Origin of the sequence: Myxococcus sp. XM-1-1-1 (assembly GCF_020037095.1) — a bacterium.
GTDB lineage: Bacteria > Myxococcota > Myxococcia > Myxococcales > Myxococcaceae > Myxococcus > Myxococcus fulvus.
In genome coordinates, this window is sequence record NZ_JAIQDH010000004.1 from 98698 (window position 1) to 121552 (window position 22855).

At 71.3% G+C, this 22855-nt stretch carries 18 protein-coding genes; 12 read left to right on the forward strand and 6 right to left on the reverse strand.

Annotated features, from left to right (window positions below; genetic code table 11):
- Positions 1-135: 135 nt before the first annotated feature.
- A complete protein-coding gene (gene metK, locus K8640_RS10905; protein ID WP_223746987.1) occupies positions 136-1314 on the forward strand; it encodes a methionine adenosyltransferase in 1179 nt (392 codons plus the stop codon).
- Between the two features lie 92 nt (positions 1315-1406).
- Here metK and K8640_RS10910 read toward each other — a convergent pair whose 3' ends face one another.
- Positions 1407-2231, reverse strand: coding sequence for a penicillin-binding transpeptidase domain-containing protein (locus K8640_RS10910; protein ID WP_223746988.1), 825 nt, complete (start codon positions 2229-2231; stop codon positions 1407-1409).
- Between the two features lie 320 nt (positions 2232-2551).
- Between K8640_RS10910 and K8640_RS10915 the strand changes: the two genes are divergently transcribed.
- Complete coding sequence (locus K8640_RS10915) at positions 2552-5212, forward strand: CHAT domain-containing protein (protein ID WP_223746989.1); 2661 nt, start codon at positions 2552-2554, stop codon at positions 5210-5212.
- Between the two features lie 45 nt (positions 5213-5257).
- Positions 5258-5914 (forward strand): hypothetical protein, encoded by a 657-nt coding sequence (locus tag K8640_RS10920; RefSeq protein WP_223746990.1) that lies wholly within the window; start codon positions 5258-5260, stop codon positions 5912-5914.
- Positions 5915-5990: 76 nt separating this feature from the next.
- Here the strand turns inward: K8640_RS10920 and K8640_RS42845 are convergent, their stop codons facing one another.
- Entirely contained in the window at positions 5991-7697 is a 1707-nt protein-coding gene (locus K8640_RS42845; RefSeq protein WP_305070651.1) for a TIGR02996 domain-containing protein, read from the reverse strand.
- 12 nt (positions 7698-7709) lie between these two features.
- Positions 7710-8180 (reverse strand): YchJ family protein, encoded by a 471-nt coding sequence (locus tag K8640_RS10930; protein ID WP_223746991.1) that lies wholly within the window; start codon positions 8178-8180, stop codon positions 7710-7712.
- Positions 8181-8306: 126 nt separating this feature from the next.
- Between K8640_RS10930 and K8640_RS10935 the strand changes: the two genes are divergently transcribed.
- Complete coding sequence (locus K8640_RS10935; protein WP_223746992.1) at positions 8307-9200, forward strand: undecaprenyl-diphosphate phosphatase; 894 nt, start codon at positions 8307-8309, stop codon at positions 9198-9200.
- Positions 9201-9219: 19 nt separating this feature from the next.
- Positions 9220-9831: a CoA pyrophosphatase gene (locus K8640_RS10940; protein ID WP_223746993.1), complete on the forward strand. Its 612-nt coding sequence runs from the start codon at positions 9220-9222 to the stop codon at positions 9829-9831.
- Here the strand turns inward: K8640_RS10940 and K8640_RS10945 are convergent.
- Together K8640_RS10945 and K8640_RS10950 are read right to left on the reverse strand one after the other, a co-directional pair.
- Entirely contained in the window at positions 9828-11246 is a 1419-nt protein-coding gene (locus K8640_RS10945; protein ID WP_223746994.1) for an MBOAT family O-acyltransferase, read from the reverse strand. The genes K8640_RS10940 and K8640_RS10945 overlap by 4 nt on opposite strands.
- A gap of 1 nt (position 11247) precedes the next feature.
- On the reverse strand, positions 11248-14184 hold the full coding sequence (locus tag K8640_RS10950) for a GDSL-type esterase/lipase family protein (protein ID WP_370640337.1): 2937 nt from the start codon (positions 14182-14184) through the stop codon (positions 11248-11250).
- A 70-nt stretch (positions 14185-14254) separates the two neighbouring features.
- Here K8640_RS10950 and K8640_RS10955 point away from each other — a divergent pair, with 70 nt between their 5' ends.
- The 6 genes from K8640_RS10955 to tpx all read left to right on the forward strand — a co-directional run bounded on the left by K8640_RS10955 (position 14255) and on the right by tpx (position 21471).
- The gene (locus K8640_RS10955; RefSeq protein ID WP_223746996.1) at positions 14255-15319 is read left to right on the forward strand and encodes a mannose-1-phosphate guanylyltransferase; all 1065 of its coding nucleotides are present in this window, start codon (positions 14255-14257) and stop codon (positions 15317-15319) included.
- A 201-nt stretch (positions 15320-15520) separates the two neighbouring features.
- Positions 15521-17464, forward strand: a complete 1944-nt coding sequence (locus K8640_RS10960) for a protein kinase domain-containing protein (protein ID WP_223746997.1) — start codon at positions 15521-15523, stop codon at positions 17462-17464.
- 604 nt (positions 17465-18068) lie between these two features.
- Positions 18069-19439 carry a phosphomannomutase/phosphoglucomutase gene (locus K8640_RS10965; protein WP_223746998.1) on the forward strand — a complete coding sequence of 457 codons (1371 nt, stop codon included), beginning with the start codon at positions 18069-18071 and terminating at the stop codon, positions 19437-19439.
- Positions 19436-19987: an NADPH-dependent FMN reductase gene (locus K8640_RS10970; protein WP_141328863.1), complete on the forward strand. Its 552-nt coding sequence runs from the start codon at positions 19436-19438 to the stop codon at positions 19985-19987. Before K8640_RS10965 ends, K8640_RS10970 begins: the two co-directional genes overlap by 4 nt.
- A 14-nt stretch (positions 19988-20001) precedes the next feature.
- Complete coding sequence (locus K8640_RS10975; protein WP_223746999.1) at positions 20002-20934, forward strand: ROK family protein; 933 nt, start codon at positions 20002-20004, stop codon at positions 20932-20934.
- A gap of 18 nt (positions 20935-20952) precedes the next feature.
- Positions 20953-21471 carry a thiol peroxidase gene (tpx, locus tag K8640_RS10980; RefSeq protein WP_223747000.1) on the forward strand — a complete coding sequence of 173 codons (519 nt, stop codon included), beginning with the start codon at positions 20953-20955 and terminating at the stop codon, positions 21469-21471.
- Positions 21472-21501: 30 nt separating this feature from the next.
- Here the strand turns inward: tpx and K8640_RS10985 are convergent, their stop codons facing one another.
- On the reverse strand, positions 21502-21906 hold the full coding sequence (locus K8640_RS10985) for a hypothetical protein (protein ID WP_223747001.1): 405 nt from the start codon (positions 21904-21906) through the stop codon (positions 21502-21504).
- 134 nt (positions 21907-22040) lie between these two features.
- Between K8640_RS10985 and K8640_RS10990 the strand changes: the two genes are divergently transcribed.
- The gene (locus K8640_RS10990) at positions 22041-22850 is read left to right on the forward strand and encodes a helix-turn-helix domain-containing protein (protein WP_305070652.1); all 810 of its coding nucleotides are present in this window, start codon (positions 22041-22043) and stop codon (positions 22848-22850) included.
- Positions 22851-22855 lie beyond the last annotated feature (5 nt).

The window sequence follows — 22855 nt, forward strand, 5'->3', positions numbered from 1 at the left end:
TCTGGCCATGCCCGTTTGCCCAGGGGGCGCCCGCGAATGTGCGGGCATTGATGGCTGTTTGACTCCCCCAGGACCACACTTTAGTGTCCTGCCCTTCGCGCGTCGTCTGCGCCTCCTTCTCTCTACAGAGCCGACATGCCTACCGACTTCCTCTTCACGTCTGAATCCGTCACCGAGGGCCACCCGGACAAGATCGCCGACCAGATCTCCGACGGTGTCCTGGATGCCATCATCGCCAAGGACCCCCAGGCCCGCGTCGCGGTGGAGACGCTGGTCAAGACGGGCCTGGCCATCGTCGCGGGTGAGGTGACGACGAACACCTACGTGGACATCCCGCGCATCGTGCGCAGCACCATCTGCAAGATCGGCTACACCGACAGCTCGATGGGCTACGACGGCAACACCTGCGGCGTGATGGTGGCCATCGAGGGCCAGAGCCAGGACATCGCGCGCGGCGTGGACAACAAGAAGGACCAGGGCGCTGGTGACCAGGGCATGATGTTCGGCTTCGCGTGCGACGAGACGCCGGAGCTGATGCCCGCCCCGCTGCACTACGCGCACGCGCTCACGCGCAAGCTCGCCGACGTGCGCCGCAAGCAGCACGACTGGCTGCGCCCGGACGGCAAGAGCCAGGTGACGGTGGAGTACCGCGAGGGCCGCCCGGTGCGCATCGACGCGGTGGTGGTGTCCACGCAGCACTCGGAGGAGATCTCCAACAAGCGCATCCAGGAGGCCATCCGCGAGGACGTCATCGCGAAGGCGCTCCCCAAGAAGCTCATCGACAACAAGACGAAGTTCTTCATCAACCCCACGGGTCGGTTCGTGGTGGGTGGCCCCATGGGCGACTCGGGCCTGACGGGCCGGAAGATCATCGTCGACACCTACGGCGGCATGGGCCGTCACGGCGGCGGCGCGTTCAGCGGCAAGGACCCGTCCAAGGTGGACCGCTCTGCGGCGTACATGGGCCGCTACATCGCGAAGAACGTCGTGGCCGCGGGCCTGGCGCGTCGTTGCGAGGTGCAGGTGTCCTACGCCATCGGCGTGGCCGAGCCGGTCAGCGTGATGGTGGAGACGTTCGGCACCGCCACCGTCCCGGAGGAGCGCATCGCCAAGGCCATCCGCCAGACGTTCGGCCTGCGTCCGCGCGAAATCACCGAGGGCCTGGACCTGCTGCGGCCCATCTACCAGAAGACCGCCGCGTACGGTCACTTCGGCCGCTCCGAGAAGGAGTTCACCTGGGAGCGCACCGACCGCAAGGACGCCCTGCGCGACGCCGCCAACAGCACCAGCTCCCGCCGCCTGAAGGCGGTCTGAGGTCGCTGACACACCCGGCCGTCACGGTCGGGGCTCGACGCGGGCCGCTTCCCGGATGTGGGGGCGGCCCGTCGTCTTTTCCAGGCGTCGTGTCAGAGCAGCCCTTGCGCCTGGAGCGCCTCGATGGCGGCGGGGAGCGCGAGGTTCTTCGACGGGGACTTGCTGCCCGGCGCCTGCTTCACGGCGCTGACGAAGACGTGGCGTCCCTTGGGGGAGGACACGTGCCCCACCAGCCACATCACGTCCCCGTCCTTGGCGTCCTGGTGCCAGCCCGTCTTCGCGCTGAGGGTGGCGTGGTCCTTCCAGGGGCCTCCCAGGTTGAGGCCGTCACGCACGCTGGCGACGGTGTCGGGGCCGTGGACCAGCGTGGCCTGGACGGCCTCGAGGACGCGGGGGCTGACGAGGAGCTGGCCCCGGTACATGCGCGCGAGGAAGTCGAGCTGCGCGTCGGGGGAGATGCGCAGCGGGCCGCCGAGCCAGAAGCGGGTGATGTCGCCGGAGGCCTTGCGGTTGCCGTAGTCCAGGCGCATGAGCCATTGCTCCAGGCGCTCGCGGCCAATCTGCTTCGCGGTGCCCTGGAAGACCCACAGCGCCGAGCGGCGCATCGCGGTGTCGAGCGTCTGGTCCTGGTTCCACATGGCGATGGCGTGCTGGGTGCCGTCCCACTTGCGCACCTCGTCCGTGCTCGACACGACGCCGGTCTCCAGGGCGATGAGCGCGTGGGGCACCTTGAAGGTGGAGGCCGGGACGAGCGGCGTGGCGCACAGCTTCGCGCCGTTGCGTGTGACTTCGCCGGAGTCCAGGTCCATCACGAGGAAGCAGCCGGGGTGCTTGGGCGTCTTGGGCGGTGCCGCGAGCGCGCTGGTGGTGACGAGGAGGAAGACGAGCACTGCGCGGAGGGAGCGGCGGCGGGACATGGGACTCCTGGGCGATGGGGGCGCTGCTGTGTCGGGCGTGCGCTTGGAGCAAGGTGTGGGCCAGGAGGACCCGCCTGGGACGGAGTCGTGCGCGTGGTTGGAGGACCACACGGGTGCGGTGATTCGTCCGCACCGCCGTGGTTCGAAGCGGCGTAGCGTGTGACGGGAAGATTCTGGCGACCCGTCGTTGAGCGGGCATGGGCTGCCAGGGCACATACGCGGGGAGTTCGCCGGTGGATGCAGGGTCCGGGGCCTGGATTCCGAGGCCGAAGTCGGCCGTTCTCGTGGCGTTGGTGGTGGTGGTGGGAGGCGCGGCACTCATGGCGGGCTTGCGCTCGCGCCGCGTTGCTCCCGTGTCGCCCGAGCTGTTCCTCACCAGCGCCCCCGTGCGCATGCTCGAGGCCCGGGTCAGCTATCCGGGCGCGGACGTGTATCGGCCCTATGGACCGTTGCGCTCGGCGGCGGACGCGGGCCGCGCGGCTCCGGCGCCCCTGAGCGAGCTGGCGCGACTGGAGTCCGAGGGTGACATGCACGGTCTCGCGGCGGCCTATCTGGTGCGCCGCAACGCGGAGATGGCCGCGCCCTATCTCGCGAAGGCAGGCACCTCGCCGGACGTCGCGAGCGACCAGGCCATCATGGCGCTGGACCGCGGTGACTCGGCCTCCGCGCTCGCGCTGCTGGAGGGGGTGCTCGCCTCGCGGCCCACGCATGCACAGGCCCTGTGGAACCGCGCGCTGGTGCTGCGGGACCTGGAACTCTGGGCGCTGGCCGCGCAGTCGTTCGACGCGGTGGCCGCGCTGGGCGAGTCCGGCTGGGCCCAGGAGGCGACCTCTCGCGCCCAGGCCGCGCGCGGTCGGCTGCGAGGCACCGAGGACTGGCGAAAGACGTCGACGTGGGGCCAGTCCCTCATCGTGGACGGAGCGCGCGTGCCCGATGACGTGCTCCGCGCACAGCCCGGCATCTTCCGCATGTACTTCTATGAGGCCCTGCGCGCGGCCCCCACCGTGGAGCGCGTGCGCGCCCTGGAGCCGATGGCCGCGACGCTGGACGCGCACTCGGGCGGCACCGCCCTGCGCGAGGCCCTCCAGTGGACCCTGACGCGGGACTTCCAGCTCCGCGCGCCCCTCGCCCGTCGCTATCTGGAGCTGTACCGCACCCATCAGGTCTCGGGCGGCTTCGCCGCGTTCCTCGAGGACGTGCGTCGCGCCGGAGAGCAGGACCTGTTCCTGGGCGCGCTCGTTCGTGAGAGCAAGGTGGCGGACCACCTGGACGAGGTCTCCCGGCTCGTCGCGAAGCTCCAGGACCCGTGGTTCACGCTGCTCCTGGAGCACGAGCGCGCACTGCAGGCCATCTCCCGAGGCGAGCTGCTCCAGGCCGAGCAGCTCCTGCTGAGCGCGGCGGCGCGGTGCCAGCAACACCCGCTGGGCTATCGCTGCATCCCCATCGAGTCCGACCTGGGCGACCTCTATCGTCAGCTCCACCGGTTGGCCGAGGCCCAGCGTCATCTGCTGGCCGCGCGCGCGCTGTACCGCGTGGACCCGCGCTGGGGAGAGGCGCAGCTCTTGCTCCAGCTCGGACAGCTCGCGCGCTACCAGGGCGATGCGGCGCTGGCCCGCGGCTACCTGGATGAAGCGCTGGCCCAGCGTCCCGACGACTGCACCATCCGTCACTTCGTCCGCGCCAACGATGCGCTCGCCTTGCTGGAAGCGTTCTCCGTGGAGAGCGCGCAGGCCCGCATGCGCGAGGCGCTCGCGTGCAAGACGCCCCTGCTGTTGTCGGGCGCGAAGACGCTGGCGGACCTGGCCCGGCTCCAGCCGGACTCCGCGCTGGACGCGCGCCTCGTGCAGGGCCTGGCGGAGCGACGCCAGAAGGGGAACCTCACGCCGGGCGAGTCCGCGCTGCTGACGCACATCGAGGGCCGCTATGTCGTGGAGCGCGACCGGCCGCGCGGCGAAACCCTGCTGCGCCAGTCCATCGCCGAGGCCGCGAAGCTGCCCGTCACCAGCGTGGATGCCCGCAAGGCCCGCGCGTACAGCTACACGTCGCTGCTCTTCTCCTCCGCCAAGGCGGGCGAGTACGAGCAGGCGTGGCGCCTCTTCGGTGAAGAGGTGGGCGGACAGCTCCCCGGGCGCTGTGTCCTGGCCGTCACCACGGACGTCGAGCGCACCTTCGTGCTGGTGCGAGGCCCGGAAGGTCAGCTCGTCGGTCACCACGACGCGAGCCGCAGGGCCCCGCTGCACGACGAGCTCCAGGGGCTCATCCCCGACGCGATGACGGACCTGCTGCGCGCCTGTCCGGCGGTGGAGGTGGTGGCGCGCCCGCCGCTCCATGGTCGCGCGGGGCTGCTGCCGGAGGACCTCGCCTGGGCGTACCACTCGGTGCGCGCGTCGCCCGTCGCGTCCGGTACGCGGACGCCTCGCCGCCTCGTCGTCGCCGACGTGCAGGCGCCCGAGGCGCTGGGCCTGCCGATGCTCGGAGGCTGGGCGGGGCTGCCCGGAGACGAGGCCACGATGCTGCTCGGACGCCAGGCCACGCCGTCCCGCGTGCTGGAGGCGATGACGGACGCGACGCAGATCGAGGTCCACGCCCATGGGCTGATGAATCCGGACGTGTCCGAGGCCTCGTTGCTGGTCCTGTCGCCGGAGCCGAGCGGCCGCTACGCGCTCACCGCCGGCGAGGTGCGCGGGACGAAGCTGCGCGGCCAGCCGCTGGTCATCCTCGGCGCATGTCGGGCCGCGCATGGCGCCGCGTGGACGTACGAGCGCTTCAGCCTGCCGGTGGCCTTCCTGGACGCGGGCGCGAGCACGGTGCTCGCGGCGACGGTGGATGTGCCGGACGCGGAAGCAGGACCTTTCTTCAATGCCGTGAGGGAGCGGATTCAGCACGGCGAGCGCGCGGCCAACGCGCTGAGGGATGTGCGGATGGCCTGGATGAAGCGAGACCCACGCAGTTGGGTGCGCTCCGTCCTGGTCTTCGATTGACGGCGGGATGGGCCCGCCTGGATGGACTGGAGGGGGAACGACGATATGAAGACCTCGAAGAAGCTGATGATGTGTGTGCTGTTCGTGGGTGCCTTGACGGGATGCCGCACGCTGGGCTCGCGGCCGACGCCGAGTCCCTCGTGCCCGGAGGTGGCGCCGCTGCCGAAGGTGCCGACCATCCAGGCCCTGCCTCCCAACGCGGAGCTGCCCGAGGGCGCCACGCAGGTGGTCGTCGGACTGTGCCGCAGGACGGGCCAGTACCTCGCGCTGGGCGTCGCTCCCGAGAAGGGGCGCTTCGCGTACGCGGTGGCGGGCAGCCGGGGGACCAGCGATGCGTTCTTCGCGCGCGTCCAGCGGCTCGGCCTGCCGATGACGGTGTTCAGCGCGCCGGTGAAGCTGCGCAAGGGCGGCTCGGTGGGCAGCTCGGCGGTGGACACGAGCTCCGACCCGCAGCAGGGCAACCCCCAGGAGGACAAGGACCCGACGGAGGGGCCGACGTACGACCCCTGCATCAATCAGCAGGACGAGATTGGTGACAAGCCGCCGCCGGACCCGACGGACGAGGGCGGCGCCGCGCCCACGGTCCCCAACTCGTTCGCGAGCCTGGCCTGGCAGACGGCCAGTGCCATCGACGCGGCCTCGGACCCCGCGCCGGAGAAGCCGGACACCACGTCGCCCACGGGCTCGACGGTGCCTCGGTAGTCAGGTGAGTCGAGGCGAGGAGCCCGGACCGTGCACCGGGCTCCTCGCGGCGGGGGGACGAGCCGTGTCCCGTCCCTCACTCCGCGAGCACGCCATCGAGCTCGCCGACCCGTCGCAAGACCTCGTGCCTCGCCGCCGTGCGGAGCCGATGGTCCAGGATGAGCTTCGAGCGCTTGAAGGGGTCGAGCCGGTCGATTCGCTCGAGCCCCGCCAGGAGGTCATCGCGCACGAGCTCCTCGTGGGGCTCGTTCATCGCGGTGGTGAAGAGGTGGACCTCGTGCCTCCCCTCGGGTCCACGCACGAAGCGGAAGCCGCAGCTCCAGTCCTTGGAGTCGTTGCGTACCAGCCGGAGCGTGAGGTCCGGGACCTTCAGCCTCGGGACGAGCGGGATGAGGGCCAGCGCCTCCGCGGCGGAGGGGCCACTGACGTAGACGCGGAGCTGGAGACGCTCCAGCCTGTTCACGAGCGGTGACTCCAGGAATCGAGCGGCCCACCAGGGGAAGGCGAAGAGGTCCAGGTGGCGCAGCGAGGGGAACGCGCTGGGGTCCTGGGCCAGCTCCACCCATTGGTCCAGCGCGCCACGCATCGCGAGGGACTCGAGCCCGGGCCGCTTCGCCAGGTCCTGGGTCCTCACATCGCTGTTCACGAGCGAGCGCAGCGATTTCATCACCGGGTCCGTGGTGACGTCGTAGTCCCCGCGACCTTCCAGGTGCTCCACGGTGGCCCAGAGCGGATGACCCGCCGTCTTCTGGATGGCGCTCCGCAGGGCGCTCGAGTTGCCCTGCTTCAGCGCGGCGTGGGACAGGAAGCCCCGCGTGAAGACGCAGTCGGGCTTGAGCACCTCGTCGAGCGGACCGAGCAGCTCCTTGCGCGCGTTCTTGAGAAGCTCCCGCTCGCGTTTGCGCTCGGCGGTGGTGAGCGACCGACGCGTGGCCTCGAGCTGCAGGGCGATGAGCTCGCCGCGCGGATGGCCTTGCTCCAGCAGCACATCCGCCAGCACCGCGCGCGCCTCGTTGTCTCCTGGCTCCTCCAACACCCGCGCGAGCAGCGCCTCCGCGTCCCCGCCCTTCCTTGGCGCGACAGGCTCCGCCCCCCGCTGCTCCGCGTCGACAGGGAGGACGGCCCCGTGGGCTGCATTGGAGTGTTCGCCCACGTCCCAGGCCTTCCGAGGCGCGACGGGCTCGGCCTCCCGCATCTCCGCGTCGACGTGGATGATGGCCTGGTGGTCCGCGGCGGAGAGCTCACCTTCGCGGGCCGCGGCGTCGAGCTGGGCGCGAATCCGGTCGACGTGGCTCGCGAAGAAGGCCTCGGCGTCGTCCTCCACGTCGTAGCCCTTGCGCGCCTTCAGCACCGTGCTCGCGGCACGAGCATCCCGGATGCGGCGCGCCAGGGGCGCAAGCCTCGTCCAGAAGGGACGCGCGCCAGTGCTGGTGAAGGGAGGCTCCGCGAACTGGCTCGCGACCCAGCGGTCGATGCGCGGGTCCTCGGGCCAATCCGCGAGCGCCTCCAACCGGGGCCTCGCCTTCACCGAGCCCTTGTCGAGCAGCGCCGCGAGCAGCGTCGTGAGCGTCGCGGCATCCCGCCTCTCGGCGAGCGCGTCCCAGTCCTTGGGTGCGGGCAGGTCCCTCGCGAGCTTCTTGCCCAGTCCGACGATGCGCTCGGCCAGCACCGTGTGGGGCGCTGCGCGCCAGCGCGTGAGCAGGTTCTCCAGGACACCCGCCCAGTCCCCCTGCTTCGTGGCCTCCTCCAGCGTGGGCGACTTCTTCTTCGGCGCGGAGGGCATCGAAGACCTCCCCTACCGGGGGAACGTCGCGAGGGTGAGGGACTCGGGCGGCACGGTCAGCTCGCGGAGCATGAGCGTGTGCCCGGACAGGTAGCGCCACCCGACCCCGTCATGGCGGAAGTCCGAGCGCTCGACGAAGGAGCGCTCCTTTCCCTTCTCGAACACCTTGGCGAAGAAGAGCACCTGGGCGTTGCCCTGGGCGTCCGGCGCCTGTCGGTCCATCACCACCAGCTTGGGGAACTGGTGCCCCTGGGCGAAGACGCGCAGCTCCCGCACCACGTCGGCCTCGGGCCGGGCGCGGTCCGGGTGCTGGGGGTGGAGTGTCTTCCACAGGTAGGCGGCCTCGCGCTGGGCGAAGGCGCTGTAGCGGCTGCGCATCAGCCGCTCGGCGTCGGGGGCTTCCGCCTCGCCCTTGTGGAAGGGGGCGCAGCACTCGCGGTAGCGCAGGCCGGAGGAGCAGGGGCAGGGTGGGGCAGGGGGCATGTCTCGGGAGGGGAGCCTACCTGGACCGGTGGGGGGGCGGGAGCACCGCATGCTCTGCGAGCCACACACGCACAGGAACGCCCTTGCTGGCGGCGGTGTCCGGGCATACATCCCGGGACCGCGCCTATGAGCCTGATAGAAGCCATTGTCCTGGGACTGGTCCAGGGTCTCACGGAGTTCCTGCCCATCAGCTCCACCGCCCACCTGCGCATCGCGCCGGAGCTGTTCGGCTGGAAGGACCCGGGGGCCGCGTACTCGGCCGTCATCCAACTGGGCACGGTGGCCGCCGTGCTCATCTACTTCCGCAAGGACATCGTCTCCCTCGTCACCGCCTTCTTCAAGGGCCTAGCGAAGCGCGAGCCCTTCGGCACCGTGGAGTCGCGCCTCGCGTGGTTCGTCCTGGTGGGCACGCTGCCCATCGGCCTGTGCGGCCTCGCCTTCAAGAAGGCCATCGAGACGCAGTTCCGCTCGCTCTACGTCATCTCCGGCAGCCTCATCATCCTGGCCATCATCCTCTTCGTGGTGGAGAAGCGCGCCTCCCACAAGCGGACGCTGGCGGACATGACGTGGCGGGACGGCATCCTCATCGGCCTGTGGCAGGCGCTGGCGCTCATCCCGGGCTCGTCGCGCTCGGGCACCACGCTGACGGGCGGCCTGTCGCTGGGCCTCAAGCGCGAGGACGCCGCGCGCTACTCGTTCCTCCTGTCCATCCCCGCCACCACGCTCGCGGGCATCTTCGAGCTCAAGCACCTGCTGGAAGCCACCGAGCGGCCCAGCGCCGTGTCGCTCTGGGTGGGCACGCTGGTGGCGTTCGCCTCGGGCATGGCGGCCATCGCGTGGTTGTTGAACTACCTGCGCTCGCGCACCACGCTGGTGTTCGTGGTCTACCGCGTGGCGCTGGGCGTGCTGCTGCTGGTGCTGCTCCAGATGAACGTGCTCAAGCCGCTGTCGGGCGTGGAGAACGTGGACGTGCCGCCCGAGCCGGGCAAGCAGCAGCTCGAGAAGCAGATCACCGACTGAGTCGCGGAGGCGTGGCGTCGTGAGCGTGGAGTCGTTGTTCCAGGCGGTGGAGGCGCGGTTGTCCACGCGCCCCGCGCGCAGCGTGGACCTGCCAGGGCTGGTGCTGCGCGAGGCCTCCGTGCTGGTGCCGCTGTTCGAGCGCGACGGCGTGCCCCACATGGTGTTCACCCGCCGCCCGGCCACGCTGCGCACCCACGCCAACCAGTACAGCTACCCCGGCGGAGGCCGCGACGCGGAGGACCTGACGCCGCTGCACACCGCGCTGCGCGAGACGGAAGAGGAGCTGGGCATCGACCGGCGCGGCGTGCGCGTGCTGGGCATGCTGGACGAGGTGCCCACCATCTCGCAGTACCGCGTGCGGCCCTTCGTGGGCGTGATTCCGGGGGACGGCCGCTACACGCCGAGCCCGGAGGAGGTCGCCTTCATCCTGGAGGTGCCGCTGGCGCGCCTGCTGGACCCGGCCATCCTGCGCGTGGAGCGCAAGGAGGTCTTCGGCGCGGAGCGGGACCTGTACTTCTACACGTACGAGTCCCACGTCATCTGGGGCGCCACCGCGCGCATCCTCCGCGACTTCCTCACGCAGCTGTCGCACGTGCCGGACTTCGAGTCGTTCCTCGGCGCGCGCGGCTAGAACTGCAGGTAGACGTACGGCCGCGCCTCCACGGACGCCAGGTGGCGGATGCCCAGGCCGAGCACCACGAGCGCCATCGCGCGCACGGGCACCGGCATCCGGACGAACGCCTCCGAGGCCACCGTGTACAGCTTCATCGGCACCACGTGGAAGAACACCGCCGCGGCCAGCATGCCCCACACCAGCGGGCTGACGTTGGCGATGCCCGGCACGCCCGCCATCATCCGCGCGTAGAACTCCCCCGCGTCCGTCATGGAGTGCGCGCGGAACACCACGCGCGTGAGCACCACCAGCGTGAAGGTGGCCAGCATGCCCGCCGCGACGCGGGGGATGCCCGGGTTCTCCGGCTTGCCCACCGACCACTCCCAGCAGCGCGTCAGCCCCAGCGCCACGCCGTGCACCGCGCCCCACACGGCGAAGCGCCAGTCCGCCCCGTGCCACAGGCCGCCCAGCACCATCACCGTCATCAGGTTGAAGAGCACGCGCGGCTTGGACACGCGGTTGCCGCCCAAGGGCCGGTACAGGTAGTCCCGGAGCCACGTGGACAGGCTCATGTGCCACCGGTTCCAGAACTCGCCCACGTTCTTCGCCAGGTACGGCCGGTTGAAGTTCTCCGGGAACTTGAAGCCGAACAGCGCCGCCACGCCCAGCGCGATGTCCGAGTAGCCCGAGAAGTCGTAGTAGAGCTCGAAGGTGTAGGCCACCGCGGCGACGATGCACTCGGCGGAGGCGTACTTCTCCGGCGCGGCGAACACCGGGTCCACGATTCCGCTGCCCAGCACGTCCGCGATGACCAGCTTCTTCACCAGGCCCACGGCAATCCGGAACATCGCCCGGCCGCCGTCCTCGGGCGTCAGCGTGGGCACGTCGCGGAAGCGCTCGAGCAGCTCCGACGCGCGGATGATGGGACCGCTCACCACGCGCGGGAAGAACAGCATGTAGAGCAGGTGCTCGAGGAACGAGTGCTCGGAGCTGGCCTTCCCCCGGTACACGTCCACCGTGTAGCTGATGGCCTGGAAGACGTAGAACGACAGGCCCAGCGGCAGAATCAAATCGAACGGCGTCTCGCGGACGTGGATGCCCCACGAGGCGGGAATCAGCGAGAGCGCCGTCTGGCGCAAGAGCTCCAGGTACTTGAAGCCCGCGAGCAGCCCCAGGTTCGACACCACCGACAGCGTGACGAGCAGCTTGCGCACGCCGGGCGACCGCGCGCGGCCCATGCCCTTGACGAGCACATGGTCCACGGTGACGCCCGCCAGGAAGATGAGCAGCGGGAAGGGCGTGAAGGCCGTGTAGAAGAAGACGCTGGCGCCCAGCAGCACCAGCATGCGCGGCCAGTAGTGACGGTGCACCGCCCAGTAGAGCGCGAACACCGCGATGACGAACACGAGGTACTGGAGGCTGTGCGACAGCACGTCAGTTCCCCTCCATGCGCGCGGTGGGCTCGCCCTTCTTGCGCGCCTCGTAGGCCGACAGGAAGTCCCGGGCGAAGCTCGCCGCCAGCCGCTCGTAGCCCTCGGGCGTCAGGTGCACGCCGTCCGCGTGCCCGTACACCGGCCGCGAGCGCTGCCAGCGCAGCATGGCCCGCTCACCGCCCATGGCCGCGCGAGCAGACCAGTACGCGCACCCCGCGTCCCGCGCGACGCGAGGCAGCGTGTCCAGCACCGTCGCCAGCGAGGGCGCCTCCGTCCAGTGCCCGCTCGCGTCCTTCGCCAGCCGGTCCGTGGGCCCCAGCACCAGGCACTCCGCGTTGCCCGTGGCCTTGCGCAGCCGCGAGATGAGCGCCGTGTAGTCGCCCGACAGGCCTTGCGCGTCCAGGCCGACGAGGTTCGCCTCGTTGGTGCCGTACCAGAACACGAGCAGGTCCGGCCGCCGCGACGCGAGCTGCGCGTCCACCGCCGCCGCGTCCATGTCCCGCAGGGTGAAGGACGTGGAGCCGGGGAGCCCCAGCGCGTCCAGCACCACGCCCGGCGTGTCGTACTCCAGCGCCGCGCCCAGCACGGTGACCTGGCTGTTGGGCGCCGCCGCGACCTCCACCTCGTGCGAGGTGCCGGTGACGGGGAACGAGCGGATGCGCACGGTGGGCGCGGTGAGCGGCTCGGGCGGAGGTGCGTCCGGGGGGATGTCCTCGCCGTCCACGCGGATGTCCGGCGACGCCACGTCCGGCACGTCGAGCGCGTACAGGTCCAACCGGCCCGTGCGCGACTTCTCCTCCGGGCAGCCCTTGCAGAACTGGATGCGCAGCTTCGAGCCCGGCGCGCCCACGGCGCGGATGCCCGTCAGGCCCCACAGGCCGCCCGGCGTCGAGTCCAGCGCGTCCTCCACCTTCCACTCCCCCGTCAGCTCGCGCGCCACGCGCGCCTTGTCCAGGCGAGGCGAGGACTTGCCCGCGGCGATGAAGCCCCGGCCCGCGTCGCCGAAGCGCTTGGAGAGCACGTCGCGCACCGCGTCCGTGAAGTAGTGCGACGCGGTATGCGACGCGCCCAGCTGGGCGATGCCCACGCGCAGCGCTTCACCGGACTCGCGGCGGCGCAGCTTGTCGAAGGTCCGCGTCAGCGCCACGTCCGCGTCCTGCAGCCCCGGCGTGTCCGCCACCGGCACCAGCGCGGTGTGCGCCTTGGCGAAGCTGCGCTGGAGCGCCAGGTCGAAGAGGTGGCCCAACAGGTCGGAGCCCTTGGCGCGCGGGTGCACCAGGTCCTCCAGCATCAGCCCCGCCTCCAGCCACCGCAGCGCCGCGCCCTCGCCGCCCATGGCGTTGTACGCGTCCCAGAACGCGCAGCCGCCCAGGCGCGCCTCCTCGCGGAAGATGTCGGAGACCTCCTTGGACCCTCGGCGCGGCACCGGCTCGCCGCCCATGGTCCGCACGCCCGCGTCGATGGGGGACATCACCAGGCACGCCGCGTCCGGCACGTTGGTGCGCACGCGGGAGACCAGCTCCTTCATCTGCGCGCGCACTTCCTCCAAGGTGGTGCGCTCGCGCGAGTAGAAGAACGCCTCGTTGCCGCCCACCATCAGCACCACCATGGACGGCTTGCGCTGACGCAGCTGCGCGCGGAAGGCCGCGGGCTGGGCGCGCAGGTACACCTCCGCCATGCCGCCCAGCAGGCCCACCGTGTCGTAGATGACGCCCGGCGTGCCCGTCTCCAGCGTCACGCCGTGCAGCTCCACCCGGCCGGACGTGGTGAGCGTCAGCGTCCTGGCGTTCTCGGGCAGGTTCACCCGCGCGAAGGCCGCCTCCGACTTCGTCTTGGAGAAGCCGCGCGTCTGGATGCGCTGCAGCGGACGGCCGTCCACCGACAGCTGCACGGAGCCGCTGGAGGGCTGGGCCAGGAAGAACAGCTCCGCGACCCGGGCTCCTTCCGCGTCGTATTTCGTGTTCTGCGAGCCGCCCGCCGCGGTGAAGGCCACGCCCGTCCAGCCCACCCTGTCGCGCGGCCACTTGGTGTCCACCAGCCGCTCGATGGTCCACCCGTCCGAGCCCCGTCCGGAGCGCGTCCACCGGCCCGCGCTCGCGGGGCGGGTGATGAAGAGGAATCCCTTGCCGCCCGAGCCGAAGCGCTCCTGGAGCCTGTCGCGCACCACGTCGGTGATGTAGTCGGACGCCACCAGCGAGTCGCCCAGGTGCACCACGCGCACGGGCGTGCGTCGGGTGTCCGCGCGCAGCTCGCCCAGCGCCTTGTGGAACGGGGCGAGCCCGTCCTCCTCGCACGTGCCATCCGAGCGCGCCTTGCGGCAGTTGAGCTCGATGTCCACGTGCTGGGCGCTCATCTTCTCGCGCAGCGCCTCCAGCTCCACGGCGCGGGCCAGGGAAGGCGCGCTCAGCTCCTCCAGGCCGATGCCCGGCACGGTGGGCACCACGGGCTGGTCCGGGGGGAGCGCGGCGACGTCGGTGCCCGCGTCCTCGCCCGCCTCGTCCTCGGGGGGCGCGGTAGGCTTCGTCGGCTGGCCGGCGGCCACCTCCGTCTCCGGCGTGGGCACGGGCTGGCCCCCCAGGAACCTCGCCGGGACGGTCAGCGCGACCAGCTTCTCCTGCAAGGGACCGCGCTGGAGGGAGGGCAGGGGGCGCCACGCCTCCGGAATCGGGGCGAGCGAAAGCCCCAACGTCAGCGCGATGGTGAGGAGGAGCGTCAGCCCGGTGGATCTGGCCTTGAGGAAGTCCAACAGCGCGGCATGAGACTGGCTTTTCGGGGGCGGGTCAAAACTCCCGCCACTTCCGGCCGCTTCACCGTCCGGAGGGCGTCCGGCCGGGCGGGGTGGGCGGGAAGGTGGGAGTCGCAACGGCTCTGGAGGGGCTGGCTTCGTCACGGCTGCCCTCTTTCCCGGAAAGGCCGAAACGGTATGGTGCGCCGCCAGTCACGCCGGGGGGAAGACCCTGGCGCTTCTCGCTGGCTCCGAGCCGGCACTCGCAGGAGTCGTACCCCGCATGGCCCTCTACCCCGTCATCATGGCCGGTGGCTCCGGCACGCGTTTCTGGCCGCTGTCCCGGCAGGCGCGCCCCAAGCAGTTCCTGCCGCTCGCCTCGAAGCTGCCGCTCATCACCGACACCGCCCAGCGCCTCAAGGGCCTGGCCACGGTGAAGAACACCTTCATCGTGTGCGGCCCGCTGCACGCGAAGGCCGCCGCGAAGCTGGTGAAGGGCCTTCCCAAGCCCAACCTCCTGGTGGAGCCCGTGGCCCGCAACACCGCGCCCGCCATCGCGCTCGCCGCGGTGCAGGTGGCCGCCCGCGACCCGAAGGGCGTCATGGTGGTGCTGCCCTCCGACCACCACGTGGCCGACGTGCCGGGTTTCAAGCGCGTGCTGGAGCAGGCCGCGCGCATCGCCGAGGGGGGCCACATCGTCACCCTGGGCATCCAGCCCCACCGCCCGGAGACGGGCTACGGCTACATCCAGGTGGGCGACGCGCTGGAGGGCGGCGGCCGCGCGGTGAAGGCCTTCAAGGAGAAGCCCGACCCCCAGACGGCGCAGGCCTACGTGTCCTCCGGTGAGTACCTGTGGAACGGCGGCATCTTCGTCTTCCGCGCGGACGTCATCCTGGCCGCCTTCGAGCAGCACATGCCGGAGATGAAGAAGGGCCTGAAGGCGCTGCGTGAGGCCGCCGGCAAGCGCACCTTCGGCGCGGTGCTCAAGAAGGTGTTCCCCAAGCTGCCGTCCATCTCCATCGACTACGGCGTGATGGAGAAGGCCAGCAACATCGCGGTGCTGCCGGGTGACTTCGGCTGGTCGGACGTGGGCTCCTTCGCGGCCATCCCCGAGGTGCGCCCCGCGGACGCGCACGGCAACGTCATCTCCGGCGACCTGGCCGTCGTGGTGGACTGCAAGGGCTGCATCGTGCTCGCCGACAAGCGCCCGCTGTCCGTCGTGGGCCTCACCGACGTGGTGGTGGTGGACTCCGGCGACGCGGTGCTGGTGGTGCCCCGCGAGAAGAGCCAGGACGTGCGCAAGGTGGTCGAGGCCCTCAAGGCCCGCAAGCTGCAGAAGTACCTGTAGGTGCAGGCGCCCAGTGTGCGCTGGAGAAACTTCCGACCCCGGGGCTGAAAGAACTTCCGCTCCGTGGGTAACGGGGTTCTCCGCTTTCTCGTCCCGGCGGGAGGTTGTCGTGTCCAGTCGCTGACGAAGTGGGGGGTGCACGCCGGTTGCAGGGCCGTCGCCGCCCGCCCCATCCCGGGGCGGACGGGGCGGAGCTCGAACATGGCTTGCAATCACTGCGCGGTGGAGCATCCGGTGGGGTCGGTGTGTCCTCGGGCGCCGTCCCTGGAGGGGCAGCGGCATGGCCCGCTGGTGCTGGGCGCGGCGTTGGGCTCGGGGGCGTTGGGCACGGTGTACCTGGCGGAGCACACGCCCACGGGGCACCGCTTCGCGGTGAAGGTGATGCACCCGCACCTGGCGGCCCAGCCGGTGGTGCGCTCGCGCTTCCTCATGGAGGGCCGCGCGCTGCGCTCGCTCAAGCACCGCCATGTCGCGCGGGTGCTGGACGCGCGCATCGGCCCCGCGGGGCTGCCGTGCCTGCTGATGGAGCACGCGGAGGGTGAGCCCTTCTCGAAGCTGCCCATGCCGCTGGCTCCGGCGGAGGTCGTCCTGGTGCTGGCCCAGGCGCTGTGCGCGCTGGAGGTCGCCCACGCGCAGGGCCGCGTGCACGGCGGCTTGAGCGCGGACAGCCTGGTGCTGACGTGGGATTCGCGGGGCGAGCGGCGGGTGAAGGTGCTGGGCTTCGGCTCTCGCGAGGTGCTCACCGCCAGCCTGTCCCGCGAGGAGCGCGCGTGCGGCATGGTGGTGGGCTCGCCCGCGTTCCTCGCGCCGGAGCAGTGGGCGCAGGACTCGGTGGACGGGCGCACGGACATCTACGCGCTGGGCGTGGTGGGCTACCTGCTGGCCACGGGCCGGCTGCCTTTCGGCTTCGGGCGCGTGGGGGCGCTGTCGCCCGCGGCGCCGCACGAGCTCAACCCTCGCGTGCCGCGCGCGCTCTCGGACGTGCTGCTGCGCGCGCTGTCCCAGAGCCCCGGGGAGCGGTTCCCGGACGCCGTCTCCTTCCGCGAGGCGCTGCTCGACAGCCAGGGCATCGGCCGGGTGCGGCCCGCGCCCCCGCAGCGCACGCGCACGTCGCGCGGGAGCATCTCCATCTTCGGCCACATCCTCCCGGAGGACGACGCCACGCCGCTGCACCGCGCGCTGCGCGAGGTCGCCTACGAGCAGGTGCCGACGGCCGAGCTGACGCCGCCGAAGATGGAGTCGCCCCGGGGCCTGCTCGTGCGGCTGGGGCTGGCCACGGACGCGGAGCTGGTGCCGGTGCGCCTGGGGGACGTGACGGTGGATGGCTTCTTCGCCACGTGGGCGGGGGTGCTGCCTCCGCTCGCCTCGCAGCTCCCGGTGGAGCTGACCTTCAAGGGCCGCAAGGTGGCGTGCGACTGCGACGTGGTCCGCCATGTCACGCGCGAGGAGGCACGGGCGTGGAACGGTGAGTCGGGGCTGCACGTGCAGTTCGCGGGCGAGGCGGCGCGGGAGCTCCTGGCGCACGCGCTGGGGCTGGGCTCGGGGCCGCGCGCGCTGGAGGCGGAGCCGGTGCCGGACGCGGAGCTGGCCCGGGTGTTGTCGCGCGCGGCGGTGGTGGAGAAGGACCCGTACGCGCTGCTCGGCGCGCTGCCGCACGAGGACTTCGAGGCGGTGCGCCGTCGCGCGACCTCGGCGCTGCGCAGGCTGAACCTCTTCCGTCAGCGCACCCTGCCCTTGGGGCAGCGTCAGGCGCTGGAGGCGCTGCTGCGCCGGGTGGAGGCGGCGGGCCGCATGCTGACCGACGTGGTGTCGCGCGCTGGCTACGACGCCACGCGGGGGAACCTCGCGGGGGTCGCCCGCTGCCTCGACGCGGGGCTGGCGGATGAGCAGGCGGAGGTAATGCGCGGTGCCTTCCTCGCGGCGCGTCCGCTGGCGGAGTCGCGGGCCCGGGCGCTCTTCACGCAGGGCCATGCGCTGGAGGTTCGGGGGCAGCACGACGCGGCTCTCGAGCGCTACGCGGAGGCGCTGGCGTTGGATCCGCTCAACGCCTCCTGGCTGCGCCACTACCAGGTCCTGCGCGGGCAGCCGCGCCCTGAGGTGCCGCTCTCCATCGAGAGCGCCGGCGTGGAGGTCACCGCGCACTGAAGGCACGCGTGTTCCGGAGGGGCGCTCCCAGCGGAGCGAGGGTGCGGAGGTCACCGCGCACTGAAGGCGCGCGTGTTCCGGAGGGGCGCCCCCAGCGGAGCGTGAGCGCTGTGGACTCAGGTCCGGCCTCTACCGAGGCCGTCCTCGTGACCCTGGCGATACGGCGAGCACGCACTCGGGCCTCTACCGAGGCCGCCCTCGTGACCCTGGCAATACGGTGAGCACGCACTCGGGCCTTGCCGAGGCGGCGCCCGCTGCCGAGGAGAGGTCGCTGGCACGCGCTCGGCGGCCGCGCCGTCGAGGCGGGGCCCACCCGAACTTCTCCGACCCATGAGGGCTCGCCTGGAGGGCGTTCGCCCCAGGAGGCCGGCCCGACTGGAGCGCTCGCCTCCCTCGACAGAGGGAGCCCGGAGCCCCGGTCGCCCCACAGCCGGGCGGGTGTGGGGGTTGATTGGCACCCCAGGGATTCACAGGGGCGCCGAGGGAGCATCGTTCAGCAGCCCGCGCAGGCCCCCTGTCGGGTGCCGGGAACCGTTGCGCTCGTGTAGAGTCCGCCGCCCTCTGTCATGCCCTCCGGTTCCAGGAGGAGGGCGGGGACACCTTCATGAACGCGCATATCTTCCGCGAGTACGACATCCGGGGTCTGGTGGACAAGGACCTCACGGCCGAAGTGGTGGAGCTCTTGGGCAAGGGCCTGGGCACCATCATCCGCCGCAACGGCGGCCGCTTCATCGCCGTGGGCCGCGACTGCCGCGAGTCCTCCACCCGCTTCCGCGACTCGCTCTGTGCCGGCCTGACGTCCACGGGCCTCAACGTCTTCGACGTGGGCGTGGTGCCCACGCCGCTGACCTACTTCGCCGCCAACACCCTGCCGGTGGATGGCCTGGCCATGATTACCGGCAGCCACAACCCGCCCGAGTACAACGGCTTCAAGATTGGCGCGGGCAAGACGACCTTCCACAGCCACGAAATCCAGGCGCTGCGCCGCCTCATCGAGGCGCGGGACTTCGAGGTCTCGAAGACGCCCGGCACCGTGACGCCGTACGACATCATCACCCCCTACAACCACTTCGTCCGGCAGACGGTGAAGGTGGGCCGCAAGGGGATGAAGATCGTCATCGACGCGGGCAACGGCACCGGCGGCGCCATCGCCGTCCCCCTGTTCGAGTCCATGGGCTTCGAGGTGGTGCCCCTGTTCTGCGAGATGGACGCGACGTTCCCCAACCACCACCCGGACCCCACCGTGGTGGAGAACCTCCAGGACCTCATCGCCGCGGTGAAGCGCGAGAAGGCCGAGGTGGGCATCGCCTACGACGGCGACAGCGACCGCATCGGCGTCATCGACGACCAGGGCAACATCCTCTGGGGCGACCAGCTCATGGTCCTCTTCAGCCGCTACGTCCTCAAGGACAGCCCGGGCGCGGCCATCGTCGGCGAGGTGAAGTGCAGCTACACGCTGTACGACGACATCGCCAGGCGCGGCGGCAAGCCCGTGATGTGGAAGGCGGGCCACTCGCTCATCAAGGCGAAGATGAAGGAGGAGCACGCGGAGCTGGCCGGCGAGATGAGCGGCCACATCTTCTTCAAGAACCGCTACTTCGGCTTCGACGACGCGGTGTACTCGTCCGCGCGCCTGCTCGAAATCCTCACCCACGAGAAGCAGAAGATGTCGGAGCTGCTCGCGGACGTGCCGAAGACCTACGCCAGCCCCGAGCTGCGCTTCGACACGAAGGAGGAGAAGAAGTTCGAGATGGTCAAGCGCGCCACGGAGACGCTGCGCGCGGCGGGCCACGACATCATCGACGTGGACGGCGTGCGCGTGACGTTCCCCGACGGCTGGGGCCTCATCCGCGCCTCCAACACCCAGCCCATCCTGGTGCTGCGCTTCGAGGCCAACACGCCCGAGCGCCTCAAGGAGATCCAGGCCCTCATCGAGGGCACCGTGGCCCAGGTGCAGCGTGAGGTGGGAGGGTGAGCGCGCCTCGAATCCTGGCCATCGCGGGCAGCCTGCGCACCGGCGGCTTCAACCAGAAGCTCCTGGCGCTGGCCGTCGAGAAGGCCCGCGCGCTCGGCGCGGACGTGGACGTGGTGGACCTCAAGACGGTGGGCGTGCCGCTCTACGACGGTGACGTGGAAGCCCAGGGCCTGCCCCCGAGCGTCGTCGCCCTGCGTGAGCGGGTGGCGAAGGCCCAGGGCCTCCTCATCTCGAGCCCCGAGTACAACTCGTCGATTCCAGGCGGCCTGAAGAACGCCATCGACTGGGCGTCGCGTGCGCCCGGCCGGCTGTTCCAGGGCAAGTGGACGGCCATCATGGGCGCCAGCCCCGGCAACTTCGGCACCGCGCGCATGCAGCCGCACCTGCGGCAGGTGATGTCGTCGGTGGGCGCGCTGGTGCTGCCCACGCAGGTGCACCTGGCGCGGGCCGCGGAGGCCTTCACGCCGGAGGGCCGGTTCAAGGACGACGCGCGGCAGCAGGAAGTCGAGGCGCTGGTGACCGAGCTGGTCCAGCGCGTGAAAGGCTAGAGGGGAACACCGCCATGCCGACGCTGGGAATCGACCTGGGGGGGACGTTCGCTCGAGCCGCCGTGGTGGACGAGGCGGGGAAGCTGCTCGCGTCGACCAAGGTGGCGCTCGCCGAGCGCAGCCCGTCCGGGGTGGTGGAGACCATCGCCCAGGCCGCCTCCGAAGCGGTGCGGTCCGCGGGTGTGCCGGTGGACGCCTGCGGCGTGGGCGCGGCCGCGCAGATCCACAAGGACTCCGGGGTGCTGTCGGTGGCCCCCAACCTGGGCTGGCGCAACGTGCCCCTGGGCAAGATGCTCACGGACCGGCTGAAGCAGCCGGTGAAGGTGGTGAACGACCTGTCCGCGGCCGCGTGGGGTGAGCTGCACGCGGGCGCGGGCCGTGGCGCGCAGGACCTGCTGGTGGTGTTCGTCGGCTCGGGCGTGGGCAGCGCCATCATCGCCGGCGGGCGCCTCCTGGAGGGCGCGGGCGGCGTGGCGGCCGAGCTGGGCCACATCAAGGTCGTCCCCGACGGGCGGCGCTGCGGCTGCGGCGAGCTGGGCTGCCTGGAGGCGTACACCGGCGGCCACAACCTCATCGCCCAGTCGAAGGAGCTGCTCGTCGCGGGCCGCGCTCCGCTGCTCGCGAAGCTCGTGGAGAACGACGCCTCCCGGCTGACGCCCGTGTCGCTGGAAGAGGCGGCGGAAGCAGGCGACGAGGCCGCTCGGGAGGTGTATGAGCGGGCCGCGCGTTTCCTGGCGCTGGCGGTGGCCAACCAGGTGACGGTGTTGAACCCGGCCAGGCTCATCCTCGGGGGTGGGGTGTTGAACCACTGCCCTGGGATGCGGCGCCGGGTGTTGGACGGTGTGAGGGCGTGGGCGTCCCAGACGTCCCGCGAGGGGTTGCTCATCGCCGACGCGGAGCTCGGCGACGACAGCGGCCTCATTGGTGCGGCACTGCTGGCCGCGTGACGTGAGAGGAGTGCAGTGATGGCCGAGTTCAAGGACCAGGTCACCTACCGCGGCAAGCCGGTGACGCTGGAGGGCGACGGGCAGGTGCAGGTGGGCGACCTCGCGCCCGACTTCACCGTGTACAAGGGCTTCTACGAGTCCCACCGCCTGTCGGAGCTCAAGGGGCAGGTGGTGGTGTTGAGCGTGGCGCCGAGCGTGGACACCAAGGTCTGCGCCATCCAGCTGCGCATGTTCAACCAGCAGGCGACGCAGCTGGGGCCGGACGTGAAGGTCTGGTACCTGAGCCTGGATTTGCCCTTCGCCCTCAACCGCTTCAGCGCGGCCGAGGGCATCCAGAACGTGGCGGTGCTCTCGGACTACAAGGACCGGGACTTCGCGCGGAAGTACGGGCTGTACATGAAGGAGCTGGGCCTCCTGGCGCGCAGCACCTTCGTGGTGGACCGCGAGGGCCGGGTGGTGTTCCGCGAAATCGTCCCGGAGATGATGCACGAGCCGGACTACGACGCCGCGCTGGAGGCGGTGCGCAAGGCGCTCTGAGGCACGCCTCGCGCCGCGCTCGACGCACGCTCAGGCGGGCACCATGCGGGCCTGCTTGAGGGCCATCAGCTCCAGGCCGCTGAAGGCGGCCACGGCCACGGCCTGCACCACGGTGAAGGCCACGCCCCAGACGGTGGGCTGCACCCAGCCCGTGGCGAGCAGCGCCAGGCTGTCCACCGTCCACAGCACGTTGGCGCCGATGATGGCCCAGACGAGCCCCCGGGGGACGAGGGGCCGGTTGGCCAGGAACACGAGCAGCGCGGCGAAGGGCAGCAGGCTGAAGCCCGCCGAGCGCAGCAGCGTGACGGGCAGGCCGAGCAGCTCGCTCAGGGGCTGGGCGGCGAAGAACATCAGGGCCCCGGTGGCGCCGCTGATGAGGCCGTCGGCGAGCAGGATGTGGCCCAGGAAGGTACGCGACGCGGGAATGGCGCTCATGGCTGTGTCCTTGGAATGCGGCGCCGGGGAAATCCCGCCGCCGTCTGGGGACACACATTGCGCGTGGGCGGTGCGCGGGTCGATTACGCGGGAGGTAATGGGCAGGCTTCCCCGTTGTTCCTAGGGTCAGGGGCATGATGATGCCGAGCCGTCCGGTGGGAGAGTTGCTGCGCGAGTGGCGTCAGCGCCGCAGCCTGAGTCAGTTGGACCTGGCGTGCCGCGCGGAGGTGTCCGCCCGCCACGTGAGCTTCCTGGAGACGGGGCGCTCCACGCCGAGCCGGGACATGCTGCTGCACCTGGCCGAGGAGCTGGACGTGCCGCTGCGCGAGCGCAACACGCTGCTCGTGGCGGCGGGCTTCGCGCCCGTCTACTCGGAGAACGAGCTGGACGGGCCGCGCATGACGGCGGCGCGCGAGGCGGTGGAGCTGGTGCTCTCCGGACACGAGCCGTACCCGGCGCTCGCGGTGGACCGGCACTGGCACCTCGTCACGGCCAACCGCGCGGTGGGCGTGCTCCTGGAGGGCATCCCCGGCGAGCTGCTCCAGCCCCCCGTCAACGTGCTGCGGCTGAGCCTGCACCCGGACGGCCTGGGCCGGCGCATCCTCAACCTGGAGCAGTGGCGCGCGCACGTGCTGGCCAGGCTGCAGCGGCAGGTGTCGACCACCGCGGACGCGACGCTGGCGGCGCTGCTCGACGAGCTGCGGGGGATGGGGCCGGTGCCGAGCCACGCGTCCGAGCCGGACTACGCGGGGGTGGTGGTGCCCCTTCGCATCATGACGCCCCGGGGCGTGCTGGCCTTCATCGGCACGACGACGGTGTTCGGCACGCCGGTGGACGTCACCCTGGCGGAGCTGGCGATTGAGTCCTTCTTCCCCGCGGACGCGGCGACGGGGGAAATCCTGCGCCGGGCCGCCGCCGAGGCCCCGCGGCGCTCCGACGCGTGAAACAA